The following is a 25,961-nucleotide window of genomic DNA, read 5'->3' as shown; positions in this document are numbered from 1 at the left end:
GTTCGGCCTCACGCTGGCTCGTGACGCCGTCCGTGGCGGTGCTGCTGCTGTGGATGACGATCCCGCTCGCGATGACGATCTGGTATTCGTTCACGCGATACAACCTGCTGAACCCCGATCTCAAGGGTTTCGCGGGCTTCGACAACTACAAGTTTCTCGCCACCGATCCCTCGTTCGTGCCGTCGATCGTGCACACCATCGAGCTGATCGTGGCGGTGCTCGTGATCACCGTGGTCGGCGGCGTGCTGATGGCGGTGCTGTTCGACCGCAAGTTCATCGGCCAGGGCGTGGCGCGCCTGTTCGCGATCGCGCCGTTCTTCGTGATGCCTACGGTGAGCGCGCTGATCTGGAAGAACATGATCCTGCATCCGGTGTACGGCCTCGTGGCCATCGCGATGCGCTCGATGGGCATGACACCGATCGACTGGTTCGCCGTTTATCCGCTCACCGCGGTCATCATGATCGTGGCGTGGCAGTGGCTGCCGTTCGCGTTCCTCATTCTCTTCACGGCGATCCAGTCGCTCGACCAGGAGCAGAAGGAAGCCGCGAAGATCGACGGCGCGGGCCCGATCGCCCTGTTCTTCTATATCACGCTGCCGCACCTGCGGCGCGCGATTGCCGTCGTCGTGATGATGGAAACCATTTTCCTGCTGTCGATCTTCGCCGAGATCTACACGACCACGGGCGGCGGTCCCGGCAATGCGACCACCAACCTCACTTACCTGATCTACTCGATGGGCCTGCAGCAGTTCGACGTGGGCATCGCTTCGGCTGGCGGCATTCTCGCCGTCGTGCTGGCGAACATCGTGTCGTTCTTCCTCGTGCGCATGCTCGCGCGCAACCTCAAAGGGGAGTACGAAAAATGAGCCAGATTACCGCTACGCCCGCGCAATCGCCCGACGCGGTCAACCATTCGTCGCCGATGCAGTTCATCGGGCGCGTGCTGCCGGGGGTGCTTGCCTGGCTGATCGCGATCGCGCTGTTCTTCCCGATCTTCTGGATGACGATCACGGCGTTCAAGACCGAGCAGCAGGCCTATATTCCGACGATCTTCTTCGTGCCGACGCTCGACAGCTTCAGGGAGGTGTTCGCTCGCAGCAACTACTTCGCGTTCGCGTGGAATTCGGTGATGATTTCGGCCGGCGTGACGATCGTCTGCCTGATCTTCGCCGTGCCCGCGGCCTACGCGATGGCGTTCTTCCCGAACAAGCGCACCCAGGGCATTCTGCTGTGGATGCTCTCCACCAAGATGATGCCTTCGGTGGGCGTGCTCGTGCCGATCTACCTGCTGTGGAAGAACTCGGGGCTGCTCGACACTGTGAGCGGACTGGTGATCGTCTACACGCTCATCAACTTGCCGATCGCCGTGTGGATGGCGTACACGTATTTCAACGAGATTCCCAAAGACATTCTCGAAGCCGGGCGCATGGACGGCGCGGCCACCTGGCAGGAAATCGTCTATCTGCTCATGCCGATGGCGGTGCCGGGGCTCGCATCCACCGCGCTGCTGTTGATCATTCTTTCGTGGAACGAAGCGTTCTGGAGCATCAACCTGTCCAGCTCGAACGCCGCGCCGCTCACTGTGTTCATCGCCTCGTATTCGAGTCCTGAGGGGCTGTTCTGGGCGAAACTTTCCGCAGCGTCGCTGCTCGCGGTTGCGCCGGTGCTGATCGTCGGCTGGCTGTCGCAGAAGCAACTGGTGCGCGGCCTTACCTTCGGGGCTGTCAAGTAATGGCCAATGCGATGTCCATTCAAGCCCTGATCTGCGATTGCGACGGCGTGCTGATCGACAGCGAAGCCGTGGCGGCCCGCGTGCTGGTGCGCGAACTCGAAGCGCGCTGGCCCGGCGTGGACGCGGCGCCCGTCGTCATGCCGCTGCTCGGCCAGCGCATCGAGCGCGTGCTGGGCGGCGCGGGCGAAGCGCTCGGGCGCAGCCTCACCGCCGCCGACGTCGATGCGATCCGCACCGTGGCCGAGGCCGAAGCGCGCGAGGCGCCGCTGTTCCCGGGCGTCGTGGCGGCGCTGGAAGCCGTGGCGCTCACCAAGGCCTGCGCGAGCAACAGCTACACGGCGGTGGTGCGCGAGGTACTGGCGCGCAACGGCCTCGACCGCTTCTTTGGCGCGCGTGTGTACTGCGCCGATATCGTCGCCCGGCCGAAGCCCGCGCCCGACGTCTATCTCGCGGCGGCGCAGGGCATGGACGTCGCGCCCGCTGCGTGCCTCGTGGTCGAGGACAGCGTGACGGGCGTGAGCGCGGCGCGCGCCGCGGGCATGACCGTGCTCGGCTTCGTGGGCGGCACGCACGTGGGCGGCGACGCGCACGCGCACGAATTGCGCGAAGCGGGTGCAAGCGTAATCTTCGACGACATGACGACGCTGCCCGCGCGGGTGGCGTACTGGATGAAGCAGGCGCAAACGCGTTCAAACTGAACCGGCTTAGGCAGACTTAAGCAGAAACGGAGACACATCATGGCAAGCGTGATCCTCAGAGACGTACTGAAGCGCTACGACGACAACGAAGTGCTGCGCGACGTGAACCTCGACATCGGCGACGGCGAATTCGTCGTGTTCGTGGGCCCGAGCGGCTGCGGCAAGACCACGCTCATGCGCATGATCGCGGGGCTGGAGGACATCAGCGGCGGCGACCTGATGATCGACGGCACGCGCATGAACGACGTGCCGCCGGCCAAGCGCGGCATCGCGATGGTGTTCCAGTCGTACGCGCTGTATCCGCACATGACGCTGTACGACAACATGGCGTTCGGCCTCAAGCTCGCGGGCGCGAAGAAGCCCGAAATCGACGCGGCCGTGAAGAACGCCGCGAAGATCCTGCACATCGACCACCTGCTCGACCGCAAGCCCAAGCAGCTCTCGGGCGGCCAGCGCCAGCGCGTGGCGATCGGGCGGGCGATCACGCGCAAGCCGAAGGTGTTCCTGTTCGACGAACCGCTCTCGAACCTCGACGCCGCGCTGCGCGTGAAGATGCGCCTCGAATTCGCGCGTCTGCACGACGAACTCAAGACGACGATGATCTACGTGACGCACGATCAGGTCGAAGCGATGACGCTGGCCGACAAGATCGTCGTGCTCTCGGCGGGCAATGTCGAACAGGTCGGTAGTCCGAACCGTCTCTATCACGCGCCGGCGAACCGCTTCGTGGCGGGCTTCATCGGCTCGCCGAAGATGAACTTCCTCGACGGCACGGTGCAGCAGATCGGCAGCGACGGCATCGTCGTGCGCTACGAAACGGGCGATACGCAGAAAGTGGGCGTCGAGCCGGGCAAGGCGCGCGAGGGCGACAAGGTGACCGTGGGCATCCGCCCCGAGCATCTGCACATCATGACGGGCGCGGAGGGCGTGAGCGCGAAGGCGATGACGGTCGAGTCGCTCGGCGACGCCGCCTATCTCTACGCCGAATGCCCGGTCGCGCCCGATGGCCTGATCGCGCGCATTCCGCCGCTGGAGCGGCACGAGCGCGGCGAGGCGTTCAAGGTGGGATCGACGCCCGACCATTGCCATCTCTTCGACGCGAACGGCCTGGCGTTCGAGCGTCGCTTCGCGCAGCAACTGGCTGCGTGAATTCACTGGCTTGCCGGACGCACCGCCTCGGAGGAGGGTGAGGCGGTGTCTTGTGTGGCGAGGTACCTGAGGTTGCCTTTGTTAGCCCGCTTCGTGCGGGCTTCTTTTTTGGGCTTAGCGTTCGATCGCGGCGCGCGCGCACTGCTCGTCGGTGACGAGCCCCGAGAGCCAGCCGCCGTTGAGCGCCGCGATCACCGCTTCGCGCTTGCGCGCGCCGCCGGCGAAGCCGATGGTCGGGCGGCGCGGCGGCGAATCGAGGTACACGCTCGTCACGCGGCGGCCCGTGGGCGAATCGACGCGCTTGCCGGCGGCGTCGATCGGCAGGCCGAGCATTTCGGCGATGGCGCCCTGGTCCATCAGTTCGCGCACTTCGTCGGAGGTGATGAAGCCGTCCTCATGCAGCGGGCAATGCTCGCCGATGTTGCCGATGCCGACGAACGCGACATCGGCCTCGCCCGACAGCGACTCGACGATGCGATAGAGCCGGTGATTGCACCATTGCGCGCGCTCGGCCTCGTTATCCGCGATGAGCGGCGCGGGCAGCAGAAAGTGCTTGCCGCCCGTCTTCTCGGAGATGTGCAGCGCGACGTCGTAGCGGTTCGACGAGCCGTCCTGGGCGATCGCGCCCACCATCGAAACCAGCCGATGCTGCGGCCGCTCCAGTTGCGCGATCTGATCGACGGCGGCCTTGAGCGTACGTCCGCTGCTCACGGCCACCACCATCGGCCGCTCTTCGGTGAGGTAGCGCTCCATCACCTGCGCGCCGGCGACCGCGAGCTTGCGGTCGATTTCCTCGGGCGTGTCGTTGTCCACGGGCACCACTTCGCAGACCGAAAGGCCGTAGCGCTTCGAAAGCGCGTCGGCGAGCGCGAGACAATCGGCGAGACGATGATCGACACGCACGCGAATGAGGTTCTTCTCGACCGCGAACGCGACGAGGCGCTGCGCCACCGGGCGCGACACCTGCAGCTTCTCGGCGATTTCGTTCTGGGTGTTGCCGGCCACGTAGTAGAGCCAGGCGGCGCGGGTCGCGAGATCGAGTTTTTCGGTGGACTTGGGCACGATGGGGGTCGGGGGGATGCGGGGCCGAAGTGTACTGCACGCGTTACGCGAGGCGTTCGCGCGAGGGCTCGAAGAGCGGGCGCACGTGGCGGTACAGCGCGCGGTAGGCGGTGAGCCGCTCGCGCAGCGCCGCGTGGCGCGCGGCGTTGGGCGTGTACTCGGCCACCACGGGTGGCTTGGTCAGCACCTCACGCGCGTCGCCGCCCGCCGCGAGCCAGCCAAGCCGCGCCGCGCCGAGCGCCGCGCCCGTCTCGCCGCCGCCGTGCTGGCGCGTGGGCGTGTCGAATGCGTCCGCAACCAGTTGCGCCCAGTAGCCGCTGCGCGCGCCGCCGCCCAGCATCGACAGCGCACCCACTTCGGTGCCCGCGGCCGCGAGCGCGTCGAGGCCGTCGGTGAGCGCGAGCGTCACGCCTTCGAGCACGGCGTAGCCGAGCAGCGCGCGGTCGGTCGCGTGCGTCATGCCGAAGAACACACCCTGCGCATACGGGTCGTTGTGCGGCGTGCGTTCGCCTGAGAGATACGGCAGGAAGAGCGGGGCCTCGGCGAGGGTCGGCGCGTTGAGCTGTTCGACTTCGGCGAGCAGCGTGGGCTCGTTCGTGCCCGTGAGCTTGCAGACCCAGCGCAGGCAGCTCGCCGCCGAAAGCACGACGCTCATCTGGTGCCAGCGGTCCGGAATGGCATGGCAGAACGCATGCACGGCGGAAGCGGGATTCGGCCGGAAACGGTCGCCCACCACGCAGAGCACGCCCGAGGTGCCGAGCGAGACGAAGCCGTCGCCGGGCTGCGTGGCGCCGATGCCGATGGCGCTCGTCGCGTTGTCGCCGCCGCCCGCCGCCACGACCACGTCCTCGCGCAAGCCGAATTCGCGCGCGAGCGCGGGCAGCAGCGTGCCGGACGGCGCGCTGCCTTCGGCGAGCGCGGGCATTTGCGCGCGCGTCATATTGCAGGCGTCGAGCAGCGCGTCGGACCAGTCGCGTTTGGCCACGTCGAGCCAGAGCGTGCCCGCGGCATCCGATGGATCGGAGACCTTGCCGCCGGTGAGCTGCAGGCGCAGATAGTCCTTCGGCAGCAGCACACAGGCCGTTGCGCGAAAGACTTGCGGCTCGTGGCGCGCGACCCACAGCAGCTTGGGCGCGGTGAAGCCCGGCATGGCGAGATTGCCCGCGATGCGATGCAGCTGCGGCGCGCGCGCGGTGAGCTCGGCGCATTCGTCCACGGCGCGCATGTCGTTCCAGAGGATCGCGGGGCGCAGCACGTTGTCGTGCGCGTCGAGCAGCACGGCGCCGTGCATCTGTCCGGAAAGGCCGATGCCGCGCACCTGCGCGAATTCGTGCGGATGCGCCTCGCGCAGCGCGGCGAGCGCGCGGCGCGTGCCGTCCCACCAGTCGGCGGGATTCTGCTCGGACCAGCGCGGGTGAGGGCGCGAGACGACGAAGGGCGTGCCGGCGGTGCCGATCACGCGGCCGTCGGGCGCGAGCAGCAGGACTTTCACTTCGGAGGTGCCGAGGTCGATGCCGAGATACATAGGCGCGCTGAAGTCGTGAAGAGAGTTGCGCTACTTTAGCCGCGCGCCGGGCGCGACGCCATGCGCGCCGACCCGGAGGGCGCGCGTGGCGCGGGTGTTGCGGATTACGGTGCGGTCTGTCTTCAAACGCTGCAGCCGCGCGAGGCGAGCCACTGGTCGACGCGCGTGAGCGCGCCGCGCACTGCGCCGCCGAGTGTCGGATTGCCGGCGAGGCCGCCCCACAGCAGCTTGTCGCCGAGAAACGCCGAGACGGGGTCGCCGCTATCGAACATGCGGTGCACGGCCGCTTCGTCCATCACGCCGTCCTGGTAGCGGTAGGGCAGCGTGCCCTTGTGCCAGCGTTCCAGAAAGCGCAGGAAGAGCGCGGGCAGCATGGCCGTGGCGGCGGGCGTCGCGCCCCCGGCGATGCGTTGCGCGAGCGTGGGCGCGATGAAGCCGGGGATCTTCGAGTAGCCGTCGGCGGCCACGCGCTGGTTCGTGTCCTGGATGTACGGATTGCTGAAGCGTTCCAGCACGACGTCGCGATACTTCGCGAGATCGAGCGGGCTGGGCGTGAGGCAGGGAATCACGTCCTCGCTCACGTACTCGCGCGCGAAGGTGCGGATGTCGGCGTCGTGGGTGCCTTCGTGGATGAAGTCGAGCCCGACGAGCGTGCCCGCCCACGCAATGCAGCTGTGCGTAGCGTTGAGGATGCGGATCTTCGCTTCCTCGTAGGGCATCACCGATTCGACCATCTCCGCGCCGGCGCGCTCCCAGGCGGGCCGCCCCGCGCAGAAGTGATCCTCGATCACCCACTGGATGAACGCCTCGCCCATCACCGGGCAAGCGTCGTCCACGCCGGTCGCCGCTTTCACTCGCTCGCGCACGTCGGGCGTGGGGCGCGGCGTGATGCGGTCGACCATGGAGTCGGGGCACGCCGTGTTCGCGTCGAACCAGTCGCGCAGATCCGTTGCGCCGCGCAGCGCGAGGAATTCGCGCATGCCCGCATGAAAGCGCTTGCCGTTGCTGCGCAGGTTGTCGCAGGTCTGCAGCGTGACGGGGCCGCCGTCGCGCGCCTTGCGCGCTTCGAGGATCGCGGCGAGCGCGCCGTAAATCGTCGTGCGGCCGCCCTTGAGGTCGGCGGCGAGGTCGGGGTTCGCGGTGTCGAGGCGGTCGTGTTCGTCGAGGTAATAGCCGCCTTCGGTCACGGTGAACGCGACGATCCTGCAGTTGGCGTCGGCGCCTGCGTCGATCAGGCTCGCGAGATCGGCGGACCACGGCAGCACGCGCGTGATCGAGCGGATCGTCTCGTAAGCGCGCTCGCCCTGCGGCGTGACCGTTTCGAGCGTGTAGACGCCGTTCTGCGCGGCCAGCGCGTCCATCACGGCGTTCATGTCGGAGCGGATGTTGCCGACGGTGAGCGACCAGGCGGCCTCGTCGGGCTTGCGCGCGAGGTTCACGCGATGCAGGTACCACGCCTGATGCGCCCGGTGAAACGACCCGGCGCCGATGTGCAGGATCACGTTCGCATTGCTGCGTTCGGTGTTCATTCGATGTCTCCTTACTCAAAGCGGCCGATCGGCTTGAGCCTGAGCAATTGCTCTAGTGATGAACGAATGATCGTATCCGGTCGATCGAAAGTCAAGCGGGCGAGGGCGGTTTTCGGTGGCGCGCTGCGGCGGGGGAGGGCGCGCGTGCGCGTGCAGCGCACGGACGTGCCCCACCTGCGGGCCGAGCGAGGATGTTGTGGCGCACAAAGCGCCCGGGGGAGAAAGCGGGGGAAAAGGGTCGGCGGGGGCGGCGGCCTCAGCCGCCGATCTGCGCGACCGCCGCGACGGCCTGATCGGTCGCATCCTGCGCGCAGCAATCCACGACGATGCGCTCCGGCATGGCGCGCAGCCACGTGAGCTGGCGCTTGCAGAGCTGGCGGGTGGCGAACACGCCCTTGTCGCGCATGGTGTCGTAATCGACCTCGCCATCGAGGTATTCCCAAACCTGGCGATACCCCACGCAGCGCATCGACGGCAGGTTCGGGTTCAGGTCGCCGCGCGCACGCAGCGCCTTCACCTCGTCGATGAGACCGCCCGCGAGCATCGCGTCGAAGCGCGCTTCGATGCGCGCGTGCAGCACGCTGCGATCGGACGGCTCGAGCGCGACGGGCACGAAGCGGTAACGCGCGGCTTCATCCTCGCGCGTGGACGGCGCGGCGAGCAGCACCGACATCGGCTGCCCGCTCAGCATGAAGATTTCGAGCGCGCGCTGGATGCGCTGCGAGTCGTTCGGGGCGAGGCGTGCAGCCGTGGCCGGATCGACCTGCGCGAGGCGGGCGTGCATGGCGGGCCAGCCGTCGCGCGCGGCTTCGGCGTCGAGCTGCGCGCGCACGGCCGGATCGGCCGAGGGCAGGTCGTTGAGGCCTTGCGTGAGCGCCTTGTAGTAGAGCATCGTCCCGCCCACGAGCAGCGGCACGTGCCCGCGCGTGACGATCTCGCCCGTCACGCGCAGCGCGTCGGCGCGAAAGTCGGCGGCGGAATAGGCATCCAGCGGATCGACGATATCGATCAGATGATGCGCGGCGGCCGCACGCTCCGCGGCGCTCGGCTTCGCCGTGCCGATGTCCATCTCTCGATACACGAGCGCCGAATCGACGCTCACGATTTCCACCGTGCGCCCGCGCGCCGCCGACTGCGCGGCATACGCGAGCGCGGCCGCCGTCTTGCCCGAGGCCGTGGGGCCGAGCAGACACGCGACGGGCAGCGCTGCGCCTTCCTGTTTCGTGGACTGCGTCATTGACCGCGCATGAAGAGCCGATCGAGATCGGCGAGCGTGAGCTGGTACCAGGTCGGCCGGCCGTGGTTGCACTGGTCGGCGCGCTCGGTGGCTTCCATCTGGCGCAGGAGCGCGTTCATTTCGTCGAGCGTGAGACGCCGGTTCGCGCGCACCGCATGATGGCAGGCGAGCGTGCCGAGCATCTCGTGCTGGCGCTCGGTGAGCACGCGCGAGCCGCCGTACTCGTGCAGGTCGGCGAGCACGGCGCGCGCGAGCGCCTGGAGATCGGCGTCCTTGAGGAGCGCAGGCACCGCGCGGATCGCAATCGAGGTGGGCGAGAGGACGGCGAGATCGAAGCCCAGCGCTTCGAGCGTGGCCTTTTCTTCCTCGACGGTGCCGGTTTCGACGGGATCGGCCGTCATCGAGATCGGGATCAACAAGGGCTGCACGGCGAGCGAGCGTTCGGCGAGGGCCTGCTTGAACTGCTCGTACAGGATGCGTTCGTGCGCGGCATGCATGTCGACGATCACGAGGCCGCGCGCGTTCTGCGCGAGCACGTAGATGCCGTGGACCTGGCCGAGCGCGAAGCCGAGCGGATGGTCCTCGCCGGCTTCGAAGGCGGCGTGCGGCGCGCCGGCAGCGAACGCATCCACTGCGCCGTCTTGCGCCTGCGGCACGGTCGAACCTTGCGCCGTGCCCGCCCCGACATCCTTGCGGCCGAACAACGCGTCATACAGGGCAAGCGGCTGCGCGACGGGCAGGCTGCCTTGCGTCATGCGCGACTGGCGCAGCCAGGTGTTGCCGCTGCCCGCGCTGGCAGCGCCGCCGCCTGGCTGGCCGAATCCCGACGCGCGCGAGAGCGCGCCACCCATGCCGCCGCCAAAGCTGCTCGCCACGCTCGCAGTGCCGAACTTGCCGTCGGCGCCGAAGCCGCCCGTGGCGCCGGGCGCTGCGCCTCCACGCGCGGAGTCGGCCGCGCCCGAAGCCAGCCCCACCGAGGCGCCCAGCACCCCGGCGCCCGGCAGCGCCCGCGGCTCGATCAGCGCAGCGGCATGGCCGCCCGAGGTCGTCTCGGGCGAGGCGCCCGCGTGGCGGGCGAGCGCGCGCTGCACGGCATGGAACACGAACTGGTGAATCGAGCGCGAATCGCGGAAACGCACTTCGATCTTCGAGGGATGCACGTTCACGTCGACGGCTTCGGGCGGCAGGTCGAGGAACAGCACGTACGACGGATAGCGGTCGCCGTGCAGCACGTCCTCATAGGCCGAGCGCACCGCGTGCGTGAGCAGCTTGTCGCGCACGAAGCGGCCGTTCACGAAGAAGTACTGCTGGTCGGCGCGGTTGCGGCTCGCCGTCGGCAACCCCGCACAACCGTACACGGCGAGCGGCCCGGCGCGCTCGTCGAGCGGCAGATGCGCCGTGGCGAACACTTCGCCGAGGATCTTCGAGACGCGCGTGGCCGGATCGCTCGCGTTCCAGTGCTCGACCGCGCGGCCGTTGTGCAGCACCGAGATCGCGACGTCCGGGCGCGCGAGCGCGCTGCGGCGGATCATCTCGAGGCAATGGCCCAGTTCAGTCTGCTCGCTCTTGAGGAACTTGCGGCGCGCGGGCGTGTTGAAGTACAGCTCGCGCACTTCGATGGTCGTGCCCTGGCCGCCCGCAGCCGGCGAGATCGCGCCGGTGTGCCCCTCGATCTTCACGGCGTGCGGCGCGTCGGCGCTGCGGCTCGTGATCGACATCTCGGCCACCGAGGCGATCGACGCCAGCGCTTCGCCGCGGAACCCGAGCGTCGCGACGCTCTCCAGTTCGGCGAGCGAGCGGATCTTGCTCGTGGCGTGGCGCATGAGCGCGAGCGGGAGTTCGGCTTCGGGAATGCCGCAGCCGTCGTCGGCGATGGAGATGCGCTTGACGCCGCCCTCGTCGAGCAGGATGCGCAGCGTGCTCGCGCCCGCGTCGAGCGCGTTTTCGAGCAGTTCCTTGACGACGGAGGCGGGCCGCTCGACCACTTCACCCGCGGCGATCTGGCTGATGAGCTGGTCGGGCAGCGCCTGGATCGCGCGCGCGGGCTGTGCGGCGCGCGACGCGACTGCGGCACTGGTCGCGCTCGCAGGGTCGGTGACGCTGGCGGAATCCGGCGCGGCGCCGGTGGGTTCGGAATTCGAAGACATGCGCGCAATTATAGCGAGTCGGCGCTTGCGGACCCGACGCGCTTGAGCTCCCGCGAAACCCTCATCTAGCCGCGCTTTGTGCGCAAATTCACCGAAATTGACGGGATATTTTCGTGACGCGCGGGCACTTTCGGTATCATGGCGCGGTCAATTTGGCTTCTCGCGCAACACAGGGTGAACGCGCTTTTTCAGGCGCGCGGCCCGCGATCAATAAGGGACACTTTTGGATACGCTCCTGCAGTTCGTCAATCTTGTCTTGCACATCGACAAGTTTCTCGGTGTCTTCATCCAGCAATACGGCGGCTGGGTCTACGCGGTGCTGTTCCTGATCGTGTTCTGCGAAACCGGGCTCGTGGTGCTGCCGTTTCTGCCCGGCGACTCGCTGCTCTTCATCGGCGGCGCGTTTGCCGCGACGCATGAAATGAATCTCGGCGTGCTGATCGTGCTGCTGCTCGTGGCGGCGGTCCTCGGCAATACGGTGAACTTTCTGATTGGGCGCGCCATCGGGCCGAAGGTGTTCAATACGCACATTCCCGTGCTCGAACGCTTCCTCGACCGCGCCGCGCTGCAGAAAACCCACGAATTCTACGAGCGCCACGGCGGCAAGACCATCGTGCTCGCGCGCTTCATTCCTGTCGTGCGCACGTTTGCACCGTTCGTGGCGGGCGTCTCGCAAATGCCCATGCGACGCTTTCAGTTCTTCACGGTCACGGGCGCGCTGTTCTGGGTGTTGCTGCTCGTGCTGCTCGGCTACTTCTTCGGCAACATTCCGTTCATTCGCCAGTACCTCAACGTGATCGTGCTCGTCGGCATCGGCGCGGCGATCGTGCCGATCCTGATCGGCGGCGTGTGGAAGATGCTGCGCAAGGACTCGCGTGGCGGCGCCGTGCGCAAGCCCAACGGCGGTTGAGCGTCCGGCGCCTCCGGGGCGCAACGCAAGGAAGAACGGCATCGCCTGCGAAGGCGATGCCGTTTTGTTTTGGCGGGTGCGTCGAACGCGGCGCGCTAGGCGCCCGCGCGGCGAATGATCGAGGGCGTTTCGGGCGTCGGGTAGCCCGCGTCCTTGAAGGTCTCGACAATCGTGCGGTTGGTGTCGAAGAACACCTGCCAGTAGCTGTCGTTGCTGGTGTAAGGCCGCACGGCCAGCAGCGGGCCTTCGGGCGTGAACGAGAGAATCTCGACGTCGGGCGGCGGCTCCTGCGCAACGTTCGGAATCTTCGCGATGGCCGCGCGCAGGCGGCTGGCCGCATCGACGGGATCGACGCCGTTGGCGATCTTCGCGGTCAGCTCCACGCGGCGCACGGGCGTCGCGCTGTAGTTCGAGATGGTGTCCGAGAAGATCTTGTTGTTGCCGACGATGTTGACCACGTTGTCCGGCGAGATGATGGTCGTGCCGAAGATACCGAGTTCCTTCACGGTGCCCGTCACGCCTCCGGCCGTCACGAAGTCGCCCACCTTGAACGGGCGCAGCACCTGCATGAACACGCCCGCCGCGAAATGGGCGAGCAGGCCGCCCCACGCGGTACCGATGGCGAGGCCGAGACCGGCGAGGAGCGCCGCGAACGAGGTGGTCTGCACGCCGAACACCTGCAGGATCGCGAGGACCAGCAGCAGGTTCAACACGGCGGCGAGGATCGAACTGAGGTAATGCGCGAGCGTGGGATCGACGCGCTCATTGCGCGCGAGCACCTTGCGCAGCACACCGGCGACGAGGTTGATGGCCCAGCGTCCGATGATCCACAGGACGATCGCCGCCAGGACCTTGGTCCCGAAGTCGATGCCCCGGGTCATGATGAATACGCGGATGGTTTCGAGATCCAAAATGCCCTCGCTTGTGTCGTTGGTTGAGCCTGGAAGACGTGCAACTGACAGCGGCGGGAGCATGACGGGCGCCGTGGTTCGCGTCGTCTGTCCCTTGGCGCATTTATAGGCGAAGCGGCGAAAGCGTGCATCCAGCGTGCCCGGCGGTCTCAGGGTTGACCCTGCGCACAGAGCGCGCGGCGCGCGTCCGGTCGATGCGGCATGCATGACCGTTCGGCTGTATCGTTGCGATCGACCCCGACACCAACCGACACTAAACAGGAGGCCCGCCATGAACCTGCCGAACACCGATCTCCATCTCATCACCGTGAAGCTCGACGAGTTGCGCCCCACGCAGATCACGGTGGGCTTTCGGGAGGTGAACGCCAAGCGCGCGCACTGGCAGACGCTCGACAAGAAGGGGCGCGCGGCGGCCATCGACTCGCACTGGTTTCCCGCCGTGCTCGGGCCGAAGTCGCGCTACTACGTGGTGGATCATCACCACCTTGGCCGCGCGTGGCTCGAAGAATCGGTCGAGAGCGTGCGGGTGACCGTGCTCAAGGATCTCTCGTGGCTCGAGCCCACCATCTTCTGGCGCATGATGGAGCACAACCAGTGGGTGCATCCGTTCGATGCCGCGGGCGAGCGCTGCGAATTCGACCAGTTGCCCAGGCAGCTCCTTGGGCTTGCCGACGATCCGTATCGCAGCCTCGCGGGCGAGTTGCGCACGTCGGGCGGCTACGCGAAGGACACGACGCCGTTCAGCGAATTCCTGTGGGCCGACTATCTGCGCCGCAAGGTATCAGAAACGCGCCTGCGCAAGGACTTCGACGCGGCGCTCGCCGACGCGCTGTCGCACGCCCACGATCCCGACGCGCGTTATCTGCCGGGCTGGTCGGGCGTGGTGCCAGCCGCGCCGGCAGCGCCGTCGGCGGCGCCGGCCAAGGCGGCCAAGGCGGCCAAGGCGGCCAAGGCGGCCAAGGCTGACAAGCCTGCCAGGGTCAAGAAGGGCTGAAGCGGGCGGCGCACCCTGCCTCGCCAGGGCGAGATGCAGGCGTGCGCGGGGTGGCGTTCGTACCACCCGCACGCGCATCGCTTGCGCGCCGGTTCAGCGTTCAGCGGGCGTCGGGCAGCGGCGCCTGCGGCGGCGTGCCTTGCGTGAGGTAGTGGCAGAGCCACTCGCTGGCGGGGCCGCGCGCCGCGTCGGTGCGATGGATCAGCGAGATGTTGTAGCTCACCGAGCGCCGGTCCGCGAGCGCGACGCGCACGAGCCGCCCGGCTTCGAGATCGGCTTCCACGAGGTGCTTCGGCATCGATCCCCAGCCGAGGCCCGCGAGCAGCAGCCGGTGCTTGGCGCCGAGGTCGCCGAGCTTCCACGCGCGATTGCTGTACACGCCGAAGTTCTGGCCTTCGGTGAGGCGGCTGCGGTCGGTGAGCACCAGCTGCGTGTGCTCGCGCGCGTCCGAAATGCGTACGGGGTGCTCCGCCTTGGCGAGCGGATGGCAGGGGGCGGCCACGAGCACGAGTTCCACGGTGCCGATGGACTGCGCCTCGATCACGTGCGGCCAGTTATGGTTCGGCCCGCTGATCCCCACCGCGCAGTCGCCGTCGAGCACGAGCTTGAGCACGCCGCCGAGCGCTTCCATGGTGAGATTCAGCGCGACGGTGGGAAACGTGAACGCAAACGCCTGCAGCGCCTCGACGAGGCGCTGCGACGGAAACATCACGTCCACGGCCAGCGAAACCTCGCCCTCGAGCCCCCTCTGCAGGCCGGCCGCCTTGGCGTTAAGCTGACCCATGAGCAGATCGAGGCGGCGCGCGTCGGCGAGGATCGCGCGGCCCGCGGCCGTGAGTTCCGGCTTGCGCTTGCCGCGCTCGAACAGCGCGACGCCCAGCAGCGCCTCGAGATTGGCGATCGTATAGCTGACCACCGACTGCGCGCGGTCGAGCTGGCGCGCCGCCGCCGAGAAGCTGCCGGTTTCGGCGACGGCGATCAGCGCGCGCAGCTGCTCGAGGCTAGGGGAGCGGTCCGAGGTGCGGTCCACGAGGTACGGTCCTTTTCGATCTATCGAAAAAATGGATGATAACCATCCATTTTAGACGATTGTTTGAATAGGTTTGGCCGGGTAAAGTGCACACCTCGAATAATGGAGTCGTATGCCGATGAACCCTAACGTCAAGCCCGCCGAGCGCTATAACGGCGTCGCCATGCTGCTGCACTGGCTGATCGCCGCGCTGATCGTCTGGGGCTTTGCGCTCGGCTGGATCATGACCGACATTCCCGGCATCACGCCCACCAAGCTGCGCTACTTCTCGTGGCACAAGTGGATTGGCGTGACCGTGCTCGCGCTCGTGCTCGTGCGCATTCTCTGGCGCGTCACGCACACCGCGCCCGCGATGCCCGGCTCCATGCATGGCTGGGAACGGCTCGCCGCGCACCTGGGCCACACCGCGCTTTATGTGCTGATGGTCGCGATTCCCGTGACGGGCTACCTCTATAGCTCGGCGGCCGGCATCCAGGTCGTGTACCTCGGCATCTGGCCGATGCCCGTGCTGATCGGCCCCGACACCGCGCTCAAGGGCGTGCTGCGCGTCGTGCATATCTCGTTGAACTACACCTTGCTCACCGTCGTCGTGCTGCACGTGCTCGCCGTCATCAAGCACCAGCTGATCGACCGCCAGAACATCCTCTCGCGCATGCTGCCGTTCGGCACACCGCGTGACTGACTGTGCGGCGCGCATGCGCCGACTCCATTTCCCGATGCCTCCCACCTTGGACCGACTGCCCATGATCCAGCGTCTTGCCCATTCCGCCTCCGTCGTCGCGCTCGGCGCGGCGCTCGCCGCCGGCGCGGCGTTTGCCACGACCTTCGCCACCAACGCCAACGCTGCTGCTGAAGCCGCGAAGAACTCCGTGAGCGCCGTGTTCAAGCAGATGAACGTGCCGGTCGAAGGCCGCTTCAATCACTTCACCGCCGACGTGCGCTTCGATCCGGCGAACGTCGCGGCATCGAGCGCGAAGCTCGACGTCGAGGTGGCGAGCTTCGACCTCGGCGCGCCGGAATACAACAAGGAAGTCGCCGGCGACGAGTGGTTCGACGCCTCGCACTTCCCGCACGCGACCTTCGTCTCCACGCAGATCAAAGCCGGCGCGAACGGCGCGTTCACGGTGGCTGGCAAGCTGACCATCAAGGGCAAGACGACCGACGTCGTCGTGCCGGTGCAGTACCGCAAGGACGGCGCCACCCAGGTGTTCGACGGCGCGCTGCCTATCAAGCGCCTCGCGTACGGCATCGGTTCGGGCGAGTGGAAGGACACCTCGATCGTCGCCGACGACGTGCAGATCAAGTTTCACATCGTGTCCGCCGCGCACTGACGCGCGTACGGCAGCGCTTTTTCACCCCGTTTCTCCCGCACCAGGAATCGATTCATGAAGACCACGATTTTCGCCGCGGCCGTTGCCGCCTCGCTCGCCGCCTTCGTCGCCACGCCGGCGCTGGCAGCCGCCACGACCTACAACCTCGATCCGATGCACACGTATCCGAGCTTCGAAGCCGATCACTTCGGCGGCGTCTCGGTGTGGCGCGGCAAGTTCACGAAGAGCTCGGGCACGGTCACGCTCGACCGCGAGGCGAAGACGGGCACGGTGGACGTGACGATCGACGCAGCGTCGATCGATACCGGCAACGCGAAGCTCGACAAGCACGTGAGCTCGGCCGAATTCCTCGACACCGCGAAGTACCCGACGGCCACCTACAAGGGCACGTCGATCCGCTTCGACGGCGACAAGCCCGTGGAAGTGATCGGCACGTTCACGCTGCATGGCGTGACGAAGCCGCTGAACCTGAAGATCGACTCGTTCAAGTGCTTCCAGAACCCGATGCTCAAGCGTGAGGTGTGCGGCGCGGACGCGTCGGCGCAATTCGACCGCGCGGACTACGGCGTGAACTGGGGCCAGTCGTATGGCTTCAAGACGGCGACGACGCTGCAGATCCAGGTGGAAGGCGTCAAGGCAGACTGAGTTTGCGCGCGGCATGGACCGCGCGTCGCTCGATGCGAAGCCCGTGCGCTGTCAGGCGCGCGGGCTTTTTTTGTTGCGGGCAGCGATAAGGACGACGAAGTGTCGTCACTGGATCGGCGAGGTTGCGTGCGTGCTGCGCGGCGACAGCGCGACATCGACGACATCGACGACATGCGAATGCCAGATGCCGCAGGTGGCCTTCACGGGCACCCAGGCGTACTTGCCGCGGACCTTGGCGAAGGCGCGCAGATGGATCAGCGTGTCGATGGACGGGACCGGCGTGAGCGTGTCGCTCGCGGCGGGCGCGGGCGTGGCATTGGCGGGCACTGGCTGCTCGATCGTCGCCGAGAGCGCGCGCCGATCGGGCACGAGCAGCGAATCGTAGCGCTGCGCCTTGTGCACCCACTGGTCGAGCGCGGCGACGCAATTGACGACGGCGTCCGGCACGCGAATGCGGCGCAGGTATGCGTAGTCTTCGGGTTGCGGCTGGATTTGCGCCTGAACGCGCAGACTGAGCCAGAATAGCGCGAGCAGGGCGCAGGCAAGGGTCGTGAACTTCATGATGACGTGGCCTGTGCAGCGGGGACGGGACGGCGGGGGAGCAGGGAGTATACATGCTGGGCGCATGCTCGCGCGCCGAGTCACTCAAACCGCTTGAGCTTGCGCCGTACGCTGCAAGGCAAAAAGCCCAGTCCGGAGACTGGGCTTTCTGTTTGATGCTTTGGTAGGCCGTACGGGATTCGAACCTGTGACCAACGGATTAAAAGTCCGCTGCTCTACCAGCTGAGCTAACGACCCAAAAGAGAAGCGGGATTATAGCGGCGCCGGGTCAACACGTCAACCTTTGCCGTCATAAAACCGATGGAAGCGCCCGGAGCACGCCGTGCCCCGGGCCTTCCCTGTATGCGAGAGGCGCATTTCGCGGCTTTGGCATTACACCAGCGCCACGTCACGCCAAAACCAGCCAGCAGCGCTTATTTGAGCTGTGCAAGCTTGCTCTGCGCCGTCTGGGCGACATCCGAATTGCCGTACTGCGAAACGACCTGCTCGAGCGTGCGTTTGGCCGCAGCCTTTTGCCCCTGCTCGATCTGGTTGTTCGCGATGGCCAGCAGCGCCTCTGGGGCGCGCGGATGCTGCGGGTATTTATTGACGACGTTCTGCCACGTCGCGGTCGACCCCTTGTAGTCCTTCAGCGCATAGAGCGCGTTGCCGAGCCAGTACTGCGCGGTCGGCTGGTAAGGACTCTGCGGGAACTTCGCGATGAAGCTGCGGAACGATGCCGCCGCGTTCTTGAAGTCGCCGTTGCGGAACTGCTGCGAAGCGGCGTTGAACGCGTCCATCTCGCCCGGCTGAACCGTGCCTTGCATGCCGTCCACGGTCTCCTGCTGCGGCTCGAACTTCTTGAGTCGCGTGTCGAGATCCGTGTAGTAGTCCTTCTGTTGCTTCTGCAGGGTCGCCAACTGGTTCGCCATATCCTCGTTCTGTCCGCGCAACGTCGCGACCTGCTGGTTGAGCTGGTCGAGGTGGTTGGACTGGTCGAGGATCGTGCGTTGAGCGGCGGACAGCTGGCTGGACAGGCTGTCCGTTTTCGCGCGCAGGTCGAGAATCGCCTGGCGCGCCTGATCGTCATCGAAGATACCCGCGTGGGCCGGCAGCGCCGCAAAGGCGACGCCAGCCACGCAGGCGGCTGCGGCTGCGCGCAGCGGGGAGAAACGGTGCGACATACGCCCCTTCATCCAATGCTCAATTACTGTTGATACACGAGGTCAGCACGGCGGTTCTGCGCCCACGATGCTTCGTCGTGGCCCGTTGCGACCGGCTTTTCCTTACCGAGGCTGACAGCTTCCATTTGCGAATCGGGCACGCCCATCAGCGAGAGGGCGCGACGGACCGCTTCAGCACGCTTTTGACCCAGCGCCAGGTTGTATTCGCTCGTGCCGCGCTCGTCGGTGTTGCCCTGGATCAGGACGTGACGTTCCGGGTGCGTCTTGAGGTACTGTGCGTGAGCTTGCAGCAGCGACTGGTAGTCGTCCTTGACGGCGTAGCTGTCGAAATCGAAGTACACGCTGCGCTTGGCGAGCGGGCTGTTCGGGTTGTTCAGCTCATCGACGTTCACCTGGGCGACCGCGTTCGGGTTCGGCTGGGTGTTCATCGCACCGGCGTTCGGGTTCGTTTCCTTGACACCCGACTTACACGCTGCCAGTGCACCGATCATCAATACGGCCAAGGCCAGGCGTACTTTCTTCGACATCATTTTTTCTCTCCTGAAGTGTTATTGCATAAAGGGACCCCAGGACGGCTCGCGTACGCTGCCGCCCTGAACGGACAGGATTTGCCGCGTACGACCGTCGGTCGATACTGCGGCCAGCACGCCACGGCCGTTCACCTGTGTGGCGTAAAGAATGTACTGACCGTTCGCCGCGAAGCTGGGCGATTCGTCATGTGTCGTGTCGGTGAGCGCCGTGGCGACACCGGACTGCAGATCTTGAATGTACAGCTTAAATCCGCCGCCCGTGCGTGAGATGTACGCCAGTTGCTTACCGTCCGGGCTGACCTTCGGGCTCGTGTTGTAGTTGCCCGTGAACGTCACACGCTGTGCCGCTCCGGCGCTTTCGCCCTGGGCCGGCATCTTGTAAATCTGAGGCTGGCCGCCGCGGTCGCTCGTGAAATAAATCCAGCGTCCGTCAGGAGAGTAGTTGGGTTCGGTGTCGATCGTCGTGCCTTGCGTGAGGCGGTGCAGGCCGGAGCCGTCGGCATTGACGGCGAAGATCTGCGTGTTGCCCGTGCGCGACAGTGCTACCGCGAGCGTGCGGCCGTCGGGAGACCAGGCCGGCGCCGAATTGTTGCCCTTCTGGTCCGAAATGATCACGCGGCGACCCGTCGGCAGGTCATGCACGTAGACGATCGGCTTCTTCTTTTCGAAAGATACGTAAGCGACCTTGGTGCCGTCGGGCGACCAGGACGGCGAGATGATCGGCTCGGGGCTCGACAGCGCGATGTGCGCGTCTTGTCCATCGGAGTCCGAAACCTGCAACTGGAAGCGGCCACCCGTCTTGATCACGTATGAAAGACGCGTGGCGAACACGCCGCGATCGCCGAGCAGCTTCTGATAGATGTAGTCGGCAACCTTGTGCGCGCTCATGCGCAGGCCGCTTGCCGGGCTCGTGAGCACGAGGCCGCCGAGGCTTTCGCCCTTCACGGTGTCGTAGAGCTTGAAACGCACTTCGTACTGGCCGTTGGCGAGCTTGTTCACGCTGCCCGCAACGAACGCATTGGCGCCCTTGGCCTTCCAGCTGCCGAGGTCGACGGAGTCGTTTTCCGAGATCGGTGCGCTGCCGGCGTCGATATTGGTGAATTTCCCGCTGCGTTGCAGGTCGGCGCGGACGATGGCCGCGACCTGCTCGGGCGAATTCGCTTCACCGGCAAAGTTAGCCGTGGCGATGGGGAACTGGGTAGAGCCCACGCCGGTGACGAGGACGTTGAGTTGTGCGTTCGCCGCTCCGCCCGCCGTGATCAGGCAGGACGCGACGAGGGTTCGCAGGCCAAGCTTCGTCATCAATGTCATGCTGTGATATTTCCTGAAAAAAGCAATTTTGTCATAACGCGCAACAGCAGACTGACCCGAAAACGTTCGAATCGTTCCTTTTTAGCCACTGTTGCGCGGCGGCTTTCCTCAACCTTTCTGCGCCTTGCGCTCGCCATTAACCTGCCGGGCGCAAGGTGATCTTGAAGCTCGAAGGCGCCTTGCCGTCGGTATCGACCGGCATCGGATCCGAGCGCTGGACCGCCCGCAACGCGGCGTCGTCCCACGACGAGTTGCCGCTGCTGCGCGAGATCGTTGCCGAAAGCAGCGTGCCGGTCGGCGAGCAACGCACCGCGATCTCCGTCTCGAGACCCGACGTTTCGCCCGACCACACGATGTTCGGACGCACGCGGCGGCGCACCTTGTCGGCGTAGCCCGGCGACGTCGCGTTGCCGCCCGAGCCGCTGCCCGTGCCGCTCTTCGCAAGACCATTGCCGCTCGTGCCTTCGCCGCCGCCCATCGAGCCTTGCATCTGCGCGATGCGGGCGCGGCGTTCCGCGTCGAGCTTCTTCGTCTGGGCGTCAGCTTGCGCCTTCGCCTTGGCCGCCTTCTCGGCATCGGCCTTCTTCTGCGCGTCGAGCTTCGCCTGCTTCTGCTGCTCTTCTTCCTGCTGCTGCTTCTTGAGCGCGTCCTGCTGCTGTTGCTGCTGCTTTTGCTTCTCCGCCGCGGCCTGCTGCTGTTCCTGCTGCTGCTTGAGCTTTTCCGCCTTCTGCTGCGCGGCGAGCTGCGCAGCCTGCTGGGCCGCGAGCTGCTGACGCTTCGCTTCGGCTTCCTGCTGGGCTTTCAGACGCTGCTGCTCGGCCAGTTGCGCCTCGCGCTGCGCTTCCTGCTGCTTACGCTTTTGCTGTTGCAGCGCAATGTCGGCTTCCTCGGTTTGCGGCGGGGCAGGGGCGACCGGCGCGGGCGGCGGCAGCGGCTTCGGTGTCGACAGGTCCGGCACCTCGGTCCACAGTTCCGCCTCTTCACCCGCCGGCGTGCTGTTCTGCCAGTGGATGCCGTGATAGAGGAACAGACCGAGCAGCACGTGCATGAGCACCGCGAGGGCGATAGCACGTCCCGTGCCACGCTCTCGCGGAGGCTGCAGCGGATACGAATCGTTCTTGCGGATCATTGCGATTTGACGAGCAGTCCGACACGTTTGACGCCATGCGACTTCAGGTCGGACATCACGTTCATCACCGTCTCGTATTTGACGGACTTGTCGGCGGCGATCACGACGGGCTGGTCGGGATGGCTCTGCTCGCGATCGGCGACGAAGCCGTTGAGATCGGCGCGCGACATGGTCTGCTGCTGAGTGGCGCCGGAGTCATCCTTGTAGCGTACGCTCAGATTGCCGTCGGGGCGAATATTGACCACGACGGGCGGCACCTGCTGCTGCTGCGACGCGCCGCCGACGGTCGGCAGGTTGACGATGGACGGCGCCACGAGCGGCGCGGTCACCATGAAGATCACGAGCAACACCAGCATCACGTCGATGTACGGCACGACGTTGATGTCGGCCATCGCACGGCGCGAGCGGCTGCCTCGCATGCTCGAACGGACTGAGCCTCCCATCTTCGACTCCTTGCTTCGTGAAGATTAGTGGGCCTGACGCTGCAGGATGTTCGAAAACTCTTCGATGAAGGTTTCGAAGCGGATCGCCAGACGGTCGATGTCGTGCGCGTAGCTGTTGTACGCGACCACCGCCGGAATGGCGGCGAACAGACCGATCGCGGTCGCCGTCAGCGCTTCGGCGATGCCGGGCGCGACGTTCGCGAGCGTGGCCTGCTGCACGTTCGCGAGACCGCGGAACGCGTTCATGATCCCCCAGACCGTGCCGAAAAGACCGATGTACGGGCTCACCGAGCCGACCGAAGCGAGGAACGAGAGGTTCGCCTCGAGCGCGTCCATTTCGCGCTGGAAGGCGGCGCGCATCGCGCGGCGGGCGCCGTCGAGCACGAGGCTCGGATCGTTCAGGCGCTTCTCTTTCGCCTTCAGGAATTCGCGCATGCCCGACTCAAAGATACGCTCGAGCGCGCCGATCGTGTGACGGTTGTTGGCTGCGCTCTGGTAGAGCGCCTGCAGGTCGCCGCCTGACCAGAAGTCGCGCTCGAAGCGCTCTGTCTGGGAGCGCGCCCGGCGGATCGCAAACCACTTGCGGAAGATGAAAGTCCAGGAAATCAGCGACATGAGCAGAAGAAGCCCCATCACCGCCTGTGCCAGTATGCTCGCATTAAGAACGAGAGAAATGATCGACAGATCTTGTGTAGTGTTCATATAGGTTCGTTGTGACGTCCCGAAAGGGGCGAGCGGCTGCAAGACAACGCAAGGCTTCCTGTAGGCGGTTGGGAAGCTCTCGCGCCGTCGCGGCCGAACCCTGCTTGGTCCTGCATTGACCGGCGCGAGTTCACTGGCGTCGTATCAACGGTAATTACTGCACTGCCGTTGACACGGCGTACAGGTCTTTCTGGGGTCCACGTTGCAAGGCTTCATGAACGGGGGCCGGAATGGGTGCGGGCCTCATGGCCGTGCTGTCGACGCAGGCGACACGAATGGTGCCCGTGGCGAGCAGCGTGTTCTCGTGCCACGCTTCCTGCATGAAGTCGACCGAGGCGCGGCCCAGCTTCTCGACGCGGCTTACGGTGGTGACGACGTCGTCGAGGCGCGCGGGCGAACGGTAGTCGAGCGCGGTGCTGCGCACGACGAAGAGCACGCCCGTTTCCTCGGCGAGCCGACGCTGATCGACGCCGCACGCGCGCAGCCATTCGGTGCGCGCGCGTTCGAAGAACTTCAGGTAATTCGCGTAAAACACGATGCCACCGGCGTCGGTGTCCTCGTAGTAGACGCGCACCGGCCACGTAAAGCCGCGCCCGGCCGGTGACGACGCCGCGTCCGGCTTGCTGGTGGAATTTTCCATGCCGCGCATTCTACCGGAACGCGAGGCCCCTACGTCTTTCGTACGACTGACGTAAGTATTAAATTTGTAAGGTAATTTTAGCCGCGGTGGACACTGGTGCCGGCGAACGTCTGGGCCACGGGCATCAGTTCGATCGTGTTGATGTTGACGTGCGCGGGGCGCGTGGCAATCCAGTAGATCGAATCGGCGATGTCCTCGGCCGTGAGCGGCTGCACGTCCTTGTAGACGCCGGCCGCCCGGGTGTCGTCGCCGCGAAAACGCACGTTCGAGAACTCGGTGCCGCCGCACAGGCCAGGCTCGATGTCGGTCACGCGCAGTGCCGTGCCCGCGAGGTCTGCGCGCAGGTTCAGGCTGAACTGGCGCACGAACGCCTTGGTCGCGCCATAGACGTTGCCGCCTGCATACGGCCAGCGGCCCGCCACCGAACCGAGGTTGAAAATATGGCCGCGGTTGCGCTCGACCATGCCGGGCAAAAACGCGTGAGTGACCTGCACGAGGCCCGTGCAGTTGGTGTCGATCATGGTTTCCCACTCGTCGAGGTCGGCCTTCTGCGCCGGCTCCACGCCGAGCGCGAGGCCGGCATTGTTGACCAGCACGTCGATGCCGGCGAACCCGGGCGGCAGCGCGCCGGGCGCGGCTTCGACCGCTGCGCGGTCGCGCACGTCGAGCTCGATGGGCAGGAGGGCGTCGCCGAGTTCGGCGGCGAGGGCGTCGAGGCGGTCCTTGCGGCGAGCGGTGGCGACGACGCGATGTCCGCCCTTCACGAAGGCGCGGGCGATGGCGGCGCCGAATCCTGCGGACGCGCCGGTGACGAAAACGATCATGGTGGCTCTCTAGTCGGTAGAAGGCGAGAAAAGGGGAGAGCCTACTTGCAATGCCGCATTGCGGCAAGAAAGGGACAGTACGCGCGCAGGCCGCATGACCGCGGGCGCCGCCCGGCGCGCCACCGGCCGCGGGGCGCCCGGGCGCACTGGGGGCGGGCGGTTGCCTATTCCCTGCCGTTCCAATAAACTAACGCGCTCAATCCCTGCGTGACTGGCGATAGGGTTCCGGAACGGCGGCATTGGCGGTAGCCATGCGCCCGTTATTGGGGACCCAAGGTGGAACGACCCACCGTGAAGCGCAGGGTGCCGTTTTGCCGTTCGCCTGGGCAGCCTGATTTCGCGCGCTTTCGTTTGCGCTGCGGAGGCTGTCCTGCCTCGCGTGTGCGGCACCCCCTTTCGCCACGTCAAGGCTGGCCTCTTCGCCAGCAGCGCCGCGTACCCGCTACGCGTTCCGCGCGAGACCCGGTCAACCTGAACACACTTAACGGAATCCGTATGTTTGACAGAGCCGAAAGCACCATCGCCAACGTCGATCCCGAACTCTTCAAGGCGATCGAACTCGAGAACCGCCGCCAGGAAGAGCACATCGAGCTCATCGCGTCGGAAAACTACACCTCGCCCGCGGTCATGGCCGCTCAGGGTTCGCAGCTCACCAACAAGTACGCCGAAGGCTACCCCGGTAAGCGCTATTACGGCGGCTGCGAAAACGTGGATATCGTCGAGCAGCTCGCGATCGACCGCGTGAAGCAGCTGTTCGGCGCCGAAGCCGCGAACGTTCAGCCGAACTCGGGCTCGCAGGCCAACCAGGGCGTGTTCTTCGCCGTGCTCAAGCCGGGCGACACCATCATGGGCATGAGCCTCGCCGAGGGCGGTCACCTCACGCACGGCATGGCGCTGAACATGAGCGGCAAGTGGTTCAACGTCGTGAGCTACGGCCTCGACGCCAAGGAAGACATCGACTACGAAGCGCTCGAAAAGCGCGCGCACGAAACCAAGCCGAAGCTGATCATCGCCGGTGCGTCGGCATTCGCGCTGCGTATCGACTTCGAGCGCATCGCCAAGGTTGCCAAAGCGGTCGGCGCGTACTTCATGGTCGACATGGCGCACTACGCGGGCCTGATCGCCGCGGGCGTCTACCCGAACCCGGTGCCGCACGCCGACTTCGTCACCACGACCACGCACAAGAGCCTGCGCGGCCCGCGCGGCGGCGTGATCCTGATGAAGGCGGAGTTCGAAAAGCAGATCAACTCGGCCATCTTCCCGGGCATCCAGGGCGGTCCGCTCATGCACGTCATTGCCGGCAAGGCTGTGGCGTTCAAGGAAGCGCTCTCGCCGGAATTCAAGACCTACCAGCAGCAAGTGGTCGACAACGCGCGCGTGCTGGCGGAAACGCTGGTCAAGCGCGGTCTGCGCATCGTCTCGGGCCGCACGGAAAGCCACGTGATGCTGGTGGACCTGCGCGCCAAGAACATCACCGGCAAGGCGGCGGAAGCCGTGCTCGGCACCGCGCACATCACGGTCAACAAGAACGCGATCCCGAACGACCCGGAAAAGCCGTTCGTGACGAGCGGTATCCGTCTCGGTTCGCCGGCCATGACGACGCGCGGCTTTGGCGTGAAGGAAGCCGAGCAGGTGGGCAACCTGATTGCCGACGTGCTCGACAATCCGGAAGACGCCGCGACGATCGAGCGCGTGAAGGCGCAGGTCGCCGAGCTGACGAAGCGTTTCCCGGTTTACCGCTAAGCCACGCGATAACCC

24 protein-coding genes, 1 tRNA gene, 2 pseudogenes and 1 riboswitch are annotated in these 25,961 nt (G+C 66.2%); of the genes and pseudogenes, 10 read left to right on the top strand and 17 right to left on the bottom strand.

Features of this window, described 5'->3' with window-relative positions; all coding sequences use genetic code 11:
- Nucleotides 1-8: 8 nt before the first annotated feature.
- The 4 genes and pseudogenes from AB4Y35_RS17635 to AB4Y35_RS17620 form a co-directional block, all read left to right on the top strand.
- Nucleotides 9-866: pseudogene (locus AB4Y35_RS17635) on the top strand (carbohydrate ABC transporter permease); the annotation flags it as partial.
- Nucleotides 863-1,732, top strand: a complete 870-nt coding sequence (locus AB4Y35_RS17630; RefSeq protein WP_368705235.1) for a carbohydrate ABC transporter permease — start codon at nt 863-865, stop codon at nt 1,730-1,732. The pseudogene AB4Y35_RS17635 and the gene AB4Y35_RS17630, both read left to right, overlap by 4 nt.
- An 11-nt stretch (nt 1,733-1,743) precedes the next feature.
- A complete protein-coding gene (locus AB4Y35_RS17625; protein WP_368705234.1) occupies nt 1,744-2,430 on the top strand; it encodes an HAD family hydrolase in 687 nt (228 codons plus the stop codon).
- A 39-nt stretch (nt 2,431-2,469) separates the two neighbouring features.
- Nucleotides 2,470-3,579, top strand: coding sequence for a sn-glycerol-3-phosphate ABC transporter ATP-binding protein UgpC (locus AB4Y35_RS17620; RefSeq protein ID WP_321930323.1), 1,110 nt, complete (start codon nt 2,470-2,472; stop codon nt 3,577-3,579).
- A gap of 114 nt (nt 3,580-3,693) precedes the next feature.
- Here AB4Y35_RS17620 and AB4Y35_RS17615 read toward each other — a convergent pair whose 3' ends face one another.
- The 5 genes from AB4Y35_RS17615 to mutL form a co-directional block, all read right to left on the bottom strand.
- Complete coding sequence (locus AB4Y35_RS17615) at nt 3,694-4,641, bottom strand: sugar-binding transcriptional regulator (RefSeq protein WP_368687617.1); 948 nt, start codon at nt 4,639-4,641, stop codon at nt 3,694-3,696.
- A 43-nt stretch (nt 4,642-4,684) separates the two neighbouring features.
- Nucleotides 4,685-6,166 (bottom strand): xylulokinase, encoded by a 1,482-nt coding sequence (gene xylB / locus AB4Y35_RS17610; protein ID WP_368694074.1) that lies wholly within the window; start codon nt 6,164-6,166, stop codon nt 4,685-4,687.
- 122 nt (nt 6,167-6,288) lie between these two features.
- Nucleotides 6,289-7,695 carry a D-arabinitol 4-dehydrogenase gene (gene dalD, locus AB4Y35_RS17605; RefSeq protein ID WP_368705233.1) on the bottom strand — a complete coding sequence of 469 codons (1,407 nt, stop codon included), beginning with the start codon at nt 7,693-7,695 and terminating at the stop codon, nt 6,289-6,291.
- Nucleotides 7,696-7,951: 256 nt separating this feature from the next.
- Nucleotides 7,952-8,932, bottom strand: a complete 981-nt coding sequence (gene miaA, locus AB4Y35_RS17600) for a tRNA (adenosine(37)-N6)-dimethylallyltransferase MiaA (protein WP_368705232.1) — start codon at nt 8,930-8,932, stop codon at nt 7,952-7,954.
- On the bottom strand, nt 8,929-11,079 hold the full coding sequence (gene mutL, locus AB4Y35_RS17595; protein WP_368705231.1) for a DNA mismatch repair endonuclease MutL: 2,151 nt from the start codon (nt 11,077-11,079) through the stop codon (nt 8,929-8,931). The genes miaA and mutL overlap by 4 nt, the downstream gene beginning before the upstream one ends.
- Before the next feature lie 223 nt (nt 11,080-11,302).
- Here mutL and AB4Y35_RS17590 point away from each other — a divergent pair, with 223 nt between their 5' ends.
- A complete protein-coding gene (locus tag AB4Y35_RS17590; RefSeq protein ID WP_133182740.1) occupies nt 11,303-11,989 on the top strand; it encodes a DedA family protein in 687 nt (228 codons plus the stop codon).
- Between the two features lie 95 nt (nt 11,990-12,084).
- On the opposite strand, the gene AB4Y35_RS17585 is transcribed toward AB4Y35_RS17590, so the two are convergent.
- Complete coding sequence (locus tag AB4Y35_RS17585; RefSeq protein ID WP_368705230.1) at nt 12,085-12,900, bottom strand: mechanosensitive ion channel family protein; 816 nt, start codon at nt 12,898-12,900, stop codon at nt 12,085-12,087.
- Nucleotides 12,901-13,171: 271 nt separating this feature from the next.
- Between AB4Y35_RS17585 and AB4Y35_RS17580 the strand changes: the two are divergent.
- Nucleotides 13,172-13,798: pseudogene (locus AB4Y35_RS17580) on the top strand (ParB-like protein); the annotation flags it as partial.
- A 196-nt stretch (nt 13,799-13,994) separates the two neighbouring features.
- Here the strand turns inward: AB4Y35_RS17580 and AB4Y35_RS17575 are convergent.
- Nucleotides 13,995-14,924 (bottom strand): LysR family transcriptional regulator, encoded by a 930-nt coding sequence (locus AB4Y35_RS17575; RefSeq protein ID WP_158758521.1) that lies wholly within the window; start codon nt 14,922-14,924, stop codon nt 13,995-13,997.
- Nucleotides 14,925-15,042: 118 nt separating this feature from the next.
- On the opposite strand from AB4Y35_RS17575, the gene AB4Y35_RS17570 reads away from it, so the two are divergent.
- The 3 genes from AB4Y35_RS17570 (at nt 15,043) to AB4Y35_RS17560 (ending at nt 16,900) form a co-directional block, all read left to right on the top strand.
- Complete coding sequence (locus AB4Y35_RS17570) at nt 15,043-15,606, top strand: cytochrome b (RefSeq protein ID WP_342921153.1); 564 nt, start codon at nt 15,043-15,045, stop codon at nt 15,604-15,606.
- Nucleotides 15,607-15,667: 61 nt separating this feature from the next.
- Nucleotides 15,668-16,255 carry a YceI family protein gene (locus AB4Y35_RS17565; protein ID WP_368705229.1) on the top strand — a complete coding sequence of 196 codons (588 nt, stop codon included), beginning with the start codon at nt 15,668-15,670 and terminating at the stop codon, nt 16,253-16,255.
- Nucleotides 16,256-16,309: 54 nt separating this feature from the next.
- The gene (locus AB4Y35_RS17560) at nt 16,310-16,900 is read left to right on the top strand and encodes a YceI family protein (protein ID WP_368687628.1); all 591 of its coding nucleotides are present in this window, start codon (nt 16,310-16,312) and stop codon (nt 16,898-16,900) included.
- A 105-nt stretch (nt 16,901-17,005) separates the two neighbouring features.
- Here AB4Y35_RS17560 and AB4Y35_RS17555 read toward each other — a convergent pair whose 3' ends face one another.
- The 10 genes from AB4Y35_RS17555 to ydfG all read right to left on the bottom strand — a co-directional run bounded on the left by AB4Y35_RS17555 (nt 17,006) and on the right by ydfG (nt 24,203).
- Nucleotides 17,006-17,461, bottom strand: a complete 456-nt coding sequence (locus AB4Y35_RS17555; RefSeq protein ID WP_368705228.1) for a hypothetical protein — start codon at nt 17,459-17,461, stop codon at nt 17,006-17,008.
- A gap of 161 nt (nt 17,462-17,622) precedes the next feature.
- A tRNA-Lys gene (locus tag AB4Y35_RS17550) sits at nt 17,623-17,698 on the bottom strand.
- A gap of 176 nt (nt 17,699-17,874) precedes the next feature.
- Nucleotides 17,875-18,624 (bottom strand): tol-pal system protein YbgF, encoded by a 750-nt coding sequence (gene ybgF, locus AB4Y35_RS17545; RefSeq protein WP_266231215.1) that lies wholly within the window; start codon nt 18,622-18,624, stop codon nt 17,875-17,877.
- Nucleotides 18,625-18,647: 23 nt separating this feature from the next.
- Nucleotides 18,648-19,154, bottom strand: coding sequence for a peptidoglycan-associated lipoprotein Pal (gene pal, locus AB4Y35_RS17540; protein WP_042266217.1), 507 nt, complete (start codon nt 19,152-19,154; stop codon nt 18,648-18,650).
- 18 nt (nt 19,155-19,172) lie between these two features.
- On the bottom strand, nt 19,173-20,465 hold the full coding sequence (gene tolB, locus AB4Y35_RS17535) for a Tol-Pal system beta propeller repeat protein TolB (protein ID WP_342921148.1): 1,293 nt from the start codon (nt 20,463-20,465) through the stop codon (nt 19,173-19,175).
- A 136-nt stretch (nt 20,466-20,601) separates the two neighbouring features.
- Nucleotides 20,602-21,594 (bottom strand): cell envelope integrity protein TolA, encoded by a 993-nt coding sequence (gene tolA, locus AB4Y35_RS17530; protein WP_368705227.1) that lies wholly within the window; start codon nt 21,592-21,594, stop codon nt 20,602-20,604.
- Entirely contained in the window at nt 21,591-22,037 is a 447-nt protein-coding gene (tolR, locus tag AB4Y35_RS17525) for a protein TolR (RefSeq protein ID WP_324152869.1), read from the bottom strand. The genes tolA and tolR overlap by 4 nt, the downstream gene beginning before the upstream one ends.
- 24 nt (nt 22,038-22,061) lie before the next feature.
- Entirely contained in the window at nt 22,062-22,739 is a 678-nt protein-coding gene (gene tolQ, locus AB4Y35_RS17520) for a protein TolQ (protein WP_028205324.1), read from the bottom strand.
- 154 nt (nt 22,740-22,893) lie between these two features.
- Nucleotides 22,894-23,388 carry a tol-pal system-associated acyl-CoA thioesterase gene (ybgC, locus tag AB4Y35_RS17515; RefSeq protein ID WP_368705226.1) on the bottom strand — a complete coding sequence of 165 codons (495 nt, stop codon included), beginning with the start codon at nt 23,386-23,388 and terminating at the stop codon, nt 22,894-22,896.
- Nucleotides 23,389-23,456: 68 nt separating this feature from the next.
- Nucleotides 23,457-24,203: a bifunctional NADP-dependent 3-hydroxy acid dehydrogenase/3-hydroxypropionate dehydrogenase YdfG gene (gene ydfG, locus AB4Y35_RS17510; RefSeq protein WP_368705225.1), complete on the bottom strand. Its 747-nt coding sequence runs from the start codon at nt 24,201-24,203 to the stop codon at nt 23,457-23,459.
- Nucleotides 24,204-24,400: 197 nt separating this feature from the next.
- Nucleotides 24,401-24,538: riboswitch (ZMP/ZTP riboswitch) on the top strand.
- 160 nt (nt 24,539-24,698) lie between these two features.
- On the opposite strand from ydfG, the gene glyA reads away from it, so the two are divergent.
- Nucleotides 24,699-25,946: a serine hydroxymethyltransferase gene (gene glyA / locus AB4Y35_RS17505; RefSeq protein WP_028205321.1), complete on the top strand. Its 1,248-nt coding sequence runs from the start codon at nt 24,699-24,701 to the stop codon at nt 25,944-25,946.
- The last annotated feature ends 15 nt before the right edge of the window (nt 25,947-25,961 follow it).

The sequence above is a fragment of the Paraburkholderia sp. EG286A genome, from assembly GCF_040965375.1.
Taxonomy (GTDB): domain Bacteria; phylum Pseudomonadota; class Gammaproteobacteria; order Burkholderiales; family Burkholderiaceae; genus Paraburkholderia.
Note: the sequence above shows the minus strand (reverse complement) of the source record. Positions and strands in the feature narration are given on the sequence as shown.

What these genes read in the sequence shown, in the direction of transcription:
- AB4Y35_RS17630 (WP_368705235.1), top strand. Translation starts at nt 863, where the DNA reads ATGAGCCAGATTACCGCTACGCCCGCGCAATCGCCCGACGCGGTCAAC.
- AB4Y35_RS17625 (WP_368705234.1), top strand. Translation starts at nt 1,744, where the DNA reads ATGTCCATTCAAGCCCTGATCTGCGATTGCGACGGCGTGCTGATCGAC.
- AB4Y35_RS17620 (WP_321930323.1), top strand. Translation starts at nt 2,470, where the DNA reads ATGGCAAGCGTGATCCTCAGAGACGTACTGAAGCGCTACGACGACAAC.
- xylB (WP_368694074.1), bottom strand. Translation starts at nt 6,166, where the DNA reads ATGTATCTCGGCATCGACCTCGGCACCTCCGAAGTGAAAGTCCTGCTG.
- dalD (WP_368705233.1), bottom strand. Translation starts at nt 7,695, where the DNA reads ATGAACACCGAACGCAGCAATGCGAACGTGATCCTGCACATCGGCGCC.
- miaA (WP_368705232.1), bottom strand. Translation starts at nt 8,932, where the DNA reads ATGACGCAGTCCACGAAACAGGAAGGCGCAGCGCTGCCCGTCGCGTGT.
- mutL (WP_368705231.1), bottom strand. Translation starts at nt 11,079, where the DNA reads ATGTCTTCGAATTCCGAACCCACCGGCGCCGCGCCGGATTCCGCCAGC.
- AB4Y35_RS17570 (WP_342921153.1), top strand. Translation starts at nt 15,043, where the DNA reads ATGAACCCTAACGTCAAGCCCGCCGAGCGCTATAACGGCGTCGCCATG.
- AB4Y35_RS17565 (WP_368705229.1), top strand. Translation starts at nt 15,668, where the DNA reads ATGATCCAGCGTCTTGCCCATTCCGCCTCCGTCGTCGCGCTCGGCGCG.
- AB4Y35_RS17560 (WP_368687628.1), top strand. Translation starts at nt 16,310, where the DNA reads ATGAAGACCACGATTTTCGCCGCGGCCGTTGCCGCCTCGCTCGCCGCC.
- AB4Y35_RS17555 (WP_368705228.1), bottom strand. Translation starts at nt 17,461, where the DNA reads ATGAAGTTCACGACCCTTGCCTGCGCCCTGCTCGCGCTATTCTGGCTC.
- ybgF (WP_266231215.1), bottom strand. Translation starts at nt 18,624, where the DNA reads ATGTCGCACCGTTTCTCCCCGCTGCGCGCAGCCGCAGCCGCCTGCGTG.
- pal (WP_042266217.1), bottom strand. Translation starts at nt 19,154, where the DNA reads ATGATGTCGAAGAAAGTACGCCTGGCCTTGGCCGTATTGATGATCGGT.
- tolB (WP_342921148.1), bottom strand. Translation starts at nt 20,465, where the DNA reads ATGACATTGATGACGAAGCTTGGCCTGCGAACCCTCGTCGCGTCCTGC.
- tolA (WP_368705227.1), bottom strand. Translation starts at nt 21,594, where the DNA reads ATGATCCGCAAGAACGATTCGTATCCGCTGCAGCCTCCGCGAGAGCGT.
- tolR (WP_324152869.1), bottom strand. Translation starts at nt 22,037, where the DNA reads ATGGGAGGCTCAGTCCGTTCGAGCATGCGAGGCAGCCGCTCGCGCCGT.
- tolQ (WP_028205324.1), bottom strand. Translation starts at nt 22,739, where the DNA reads ATGAACACTACACAAGATCTGTCGATCATTTCTCTCGTTCTTAATGCG.
- ybgC (WP_368705226.1), bottom strand. Translation starts at nt 23,388, where the DNA reads ATGCGCGGCATGGAAAATTCCACCAGCAAGCCGGACGCGGCGTCGTCA.
- ydfG (WP_368705225.1), bottom strand. Translation starts at nt 24,203, where the DNA reads ATGATCGTTTTCGTCACCGGCGCGTCCGCAGGATTCGGCGCCGCCATC.
- glyA (WP_028205321.1), top strand. Translation starts at nt 24,699, where the DNA reads ATGTTTGACAGAGCCGAAAGCACCATCGCCAACGTCGATCCCGAACTC.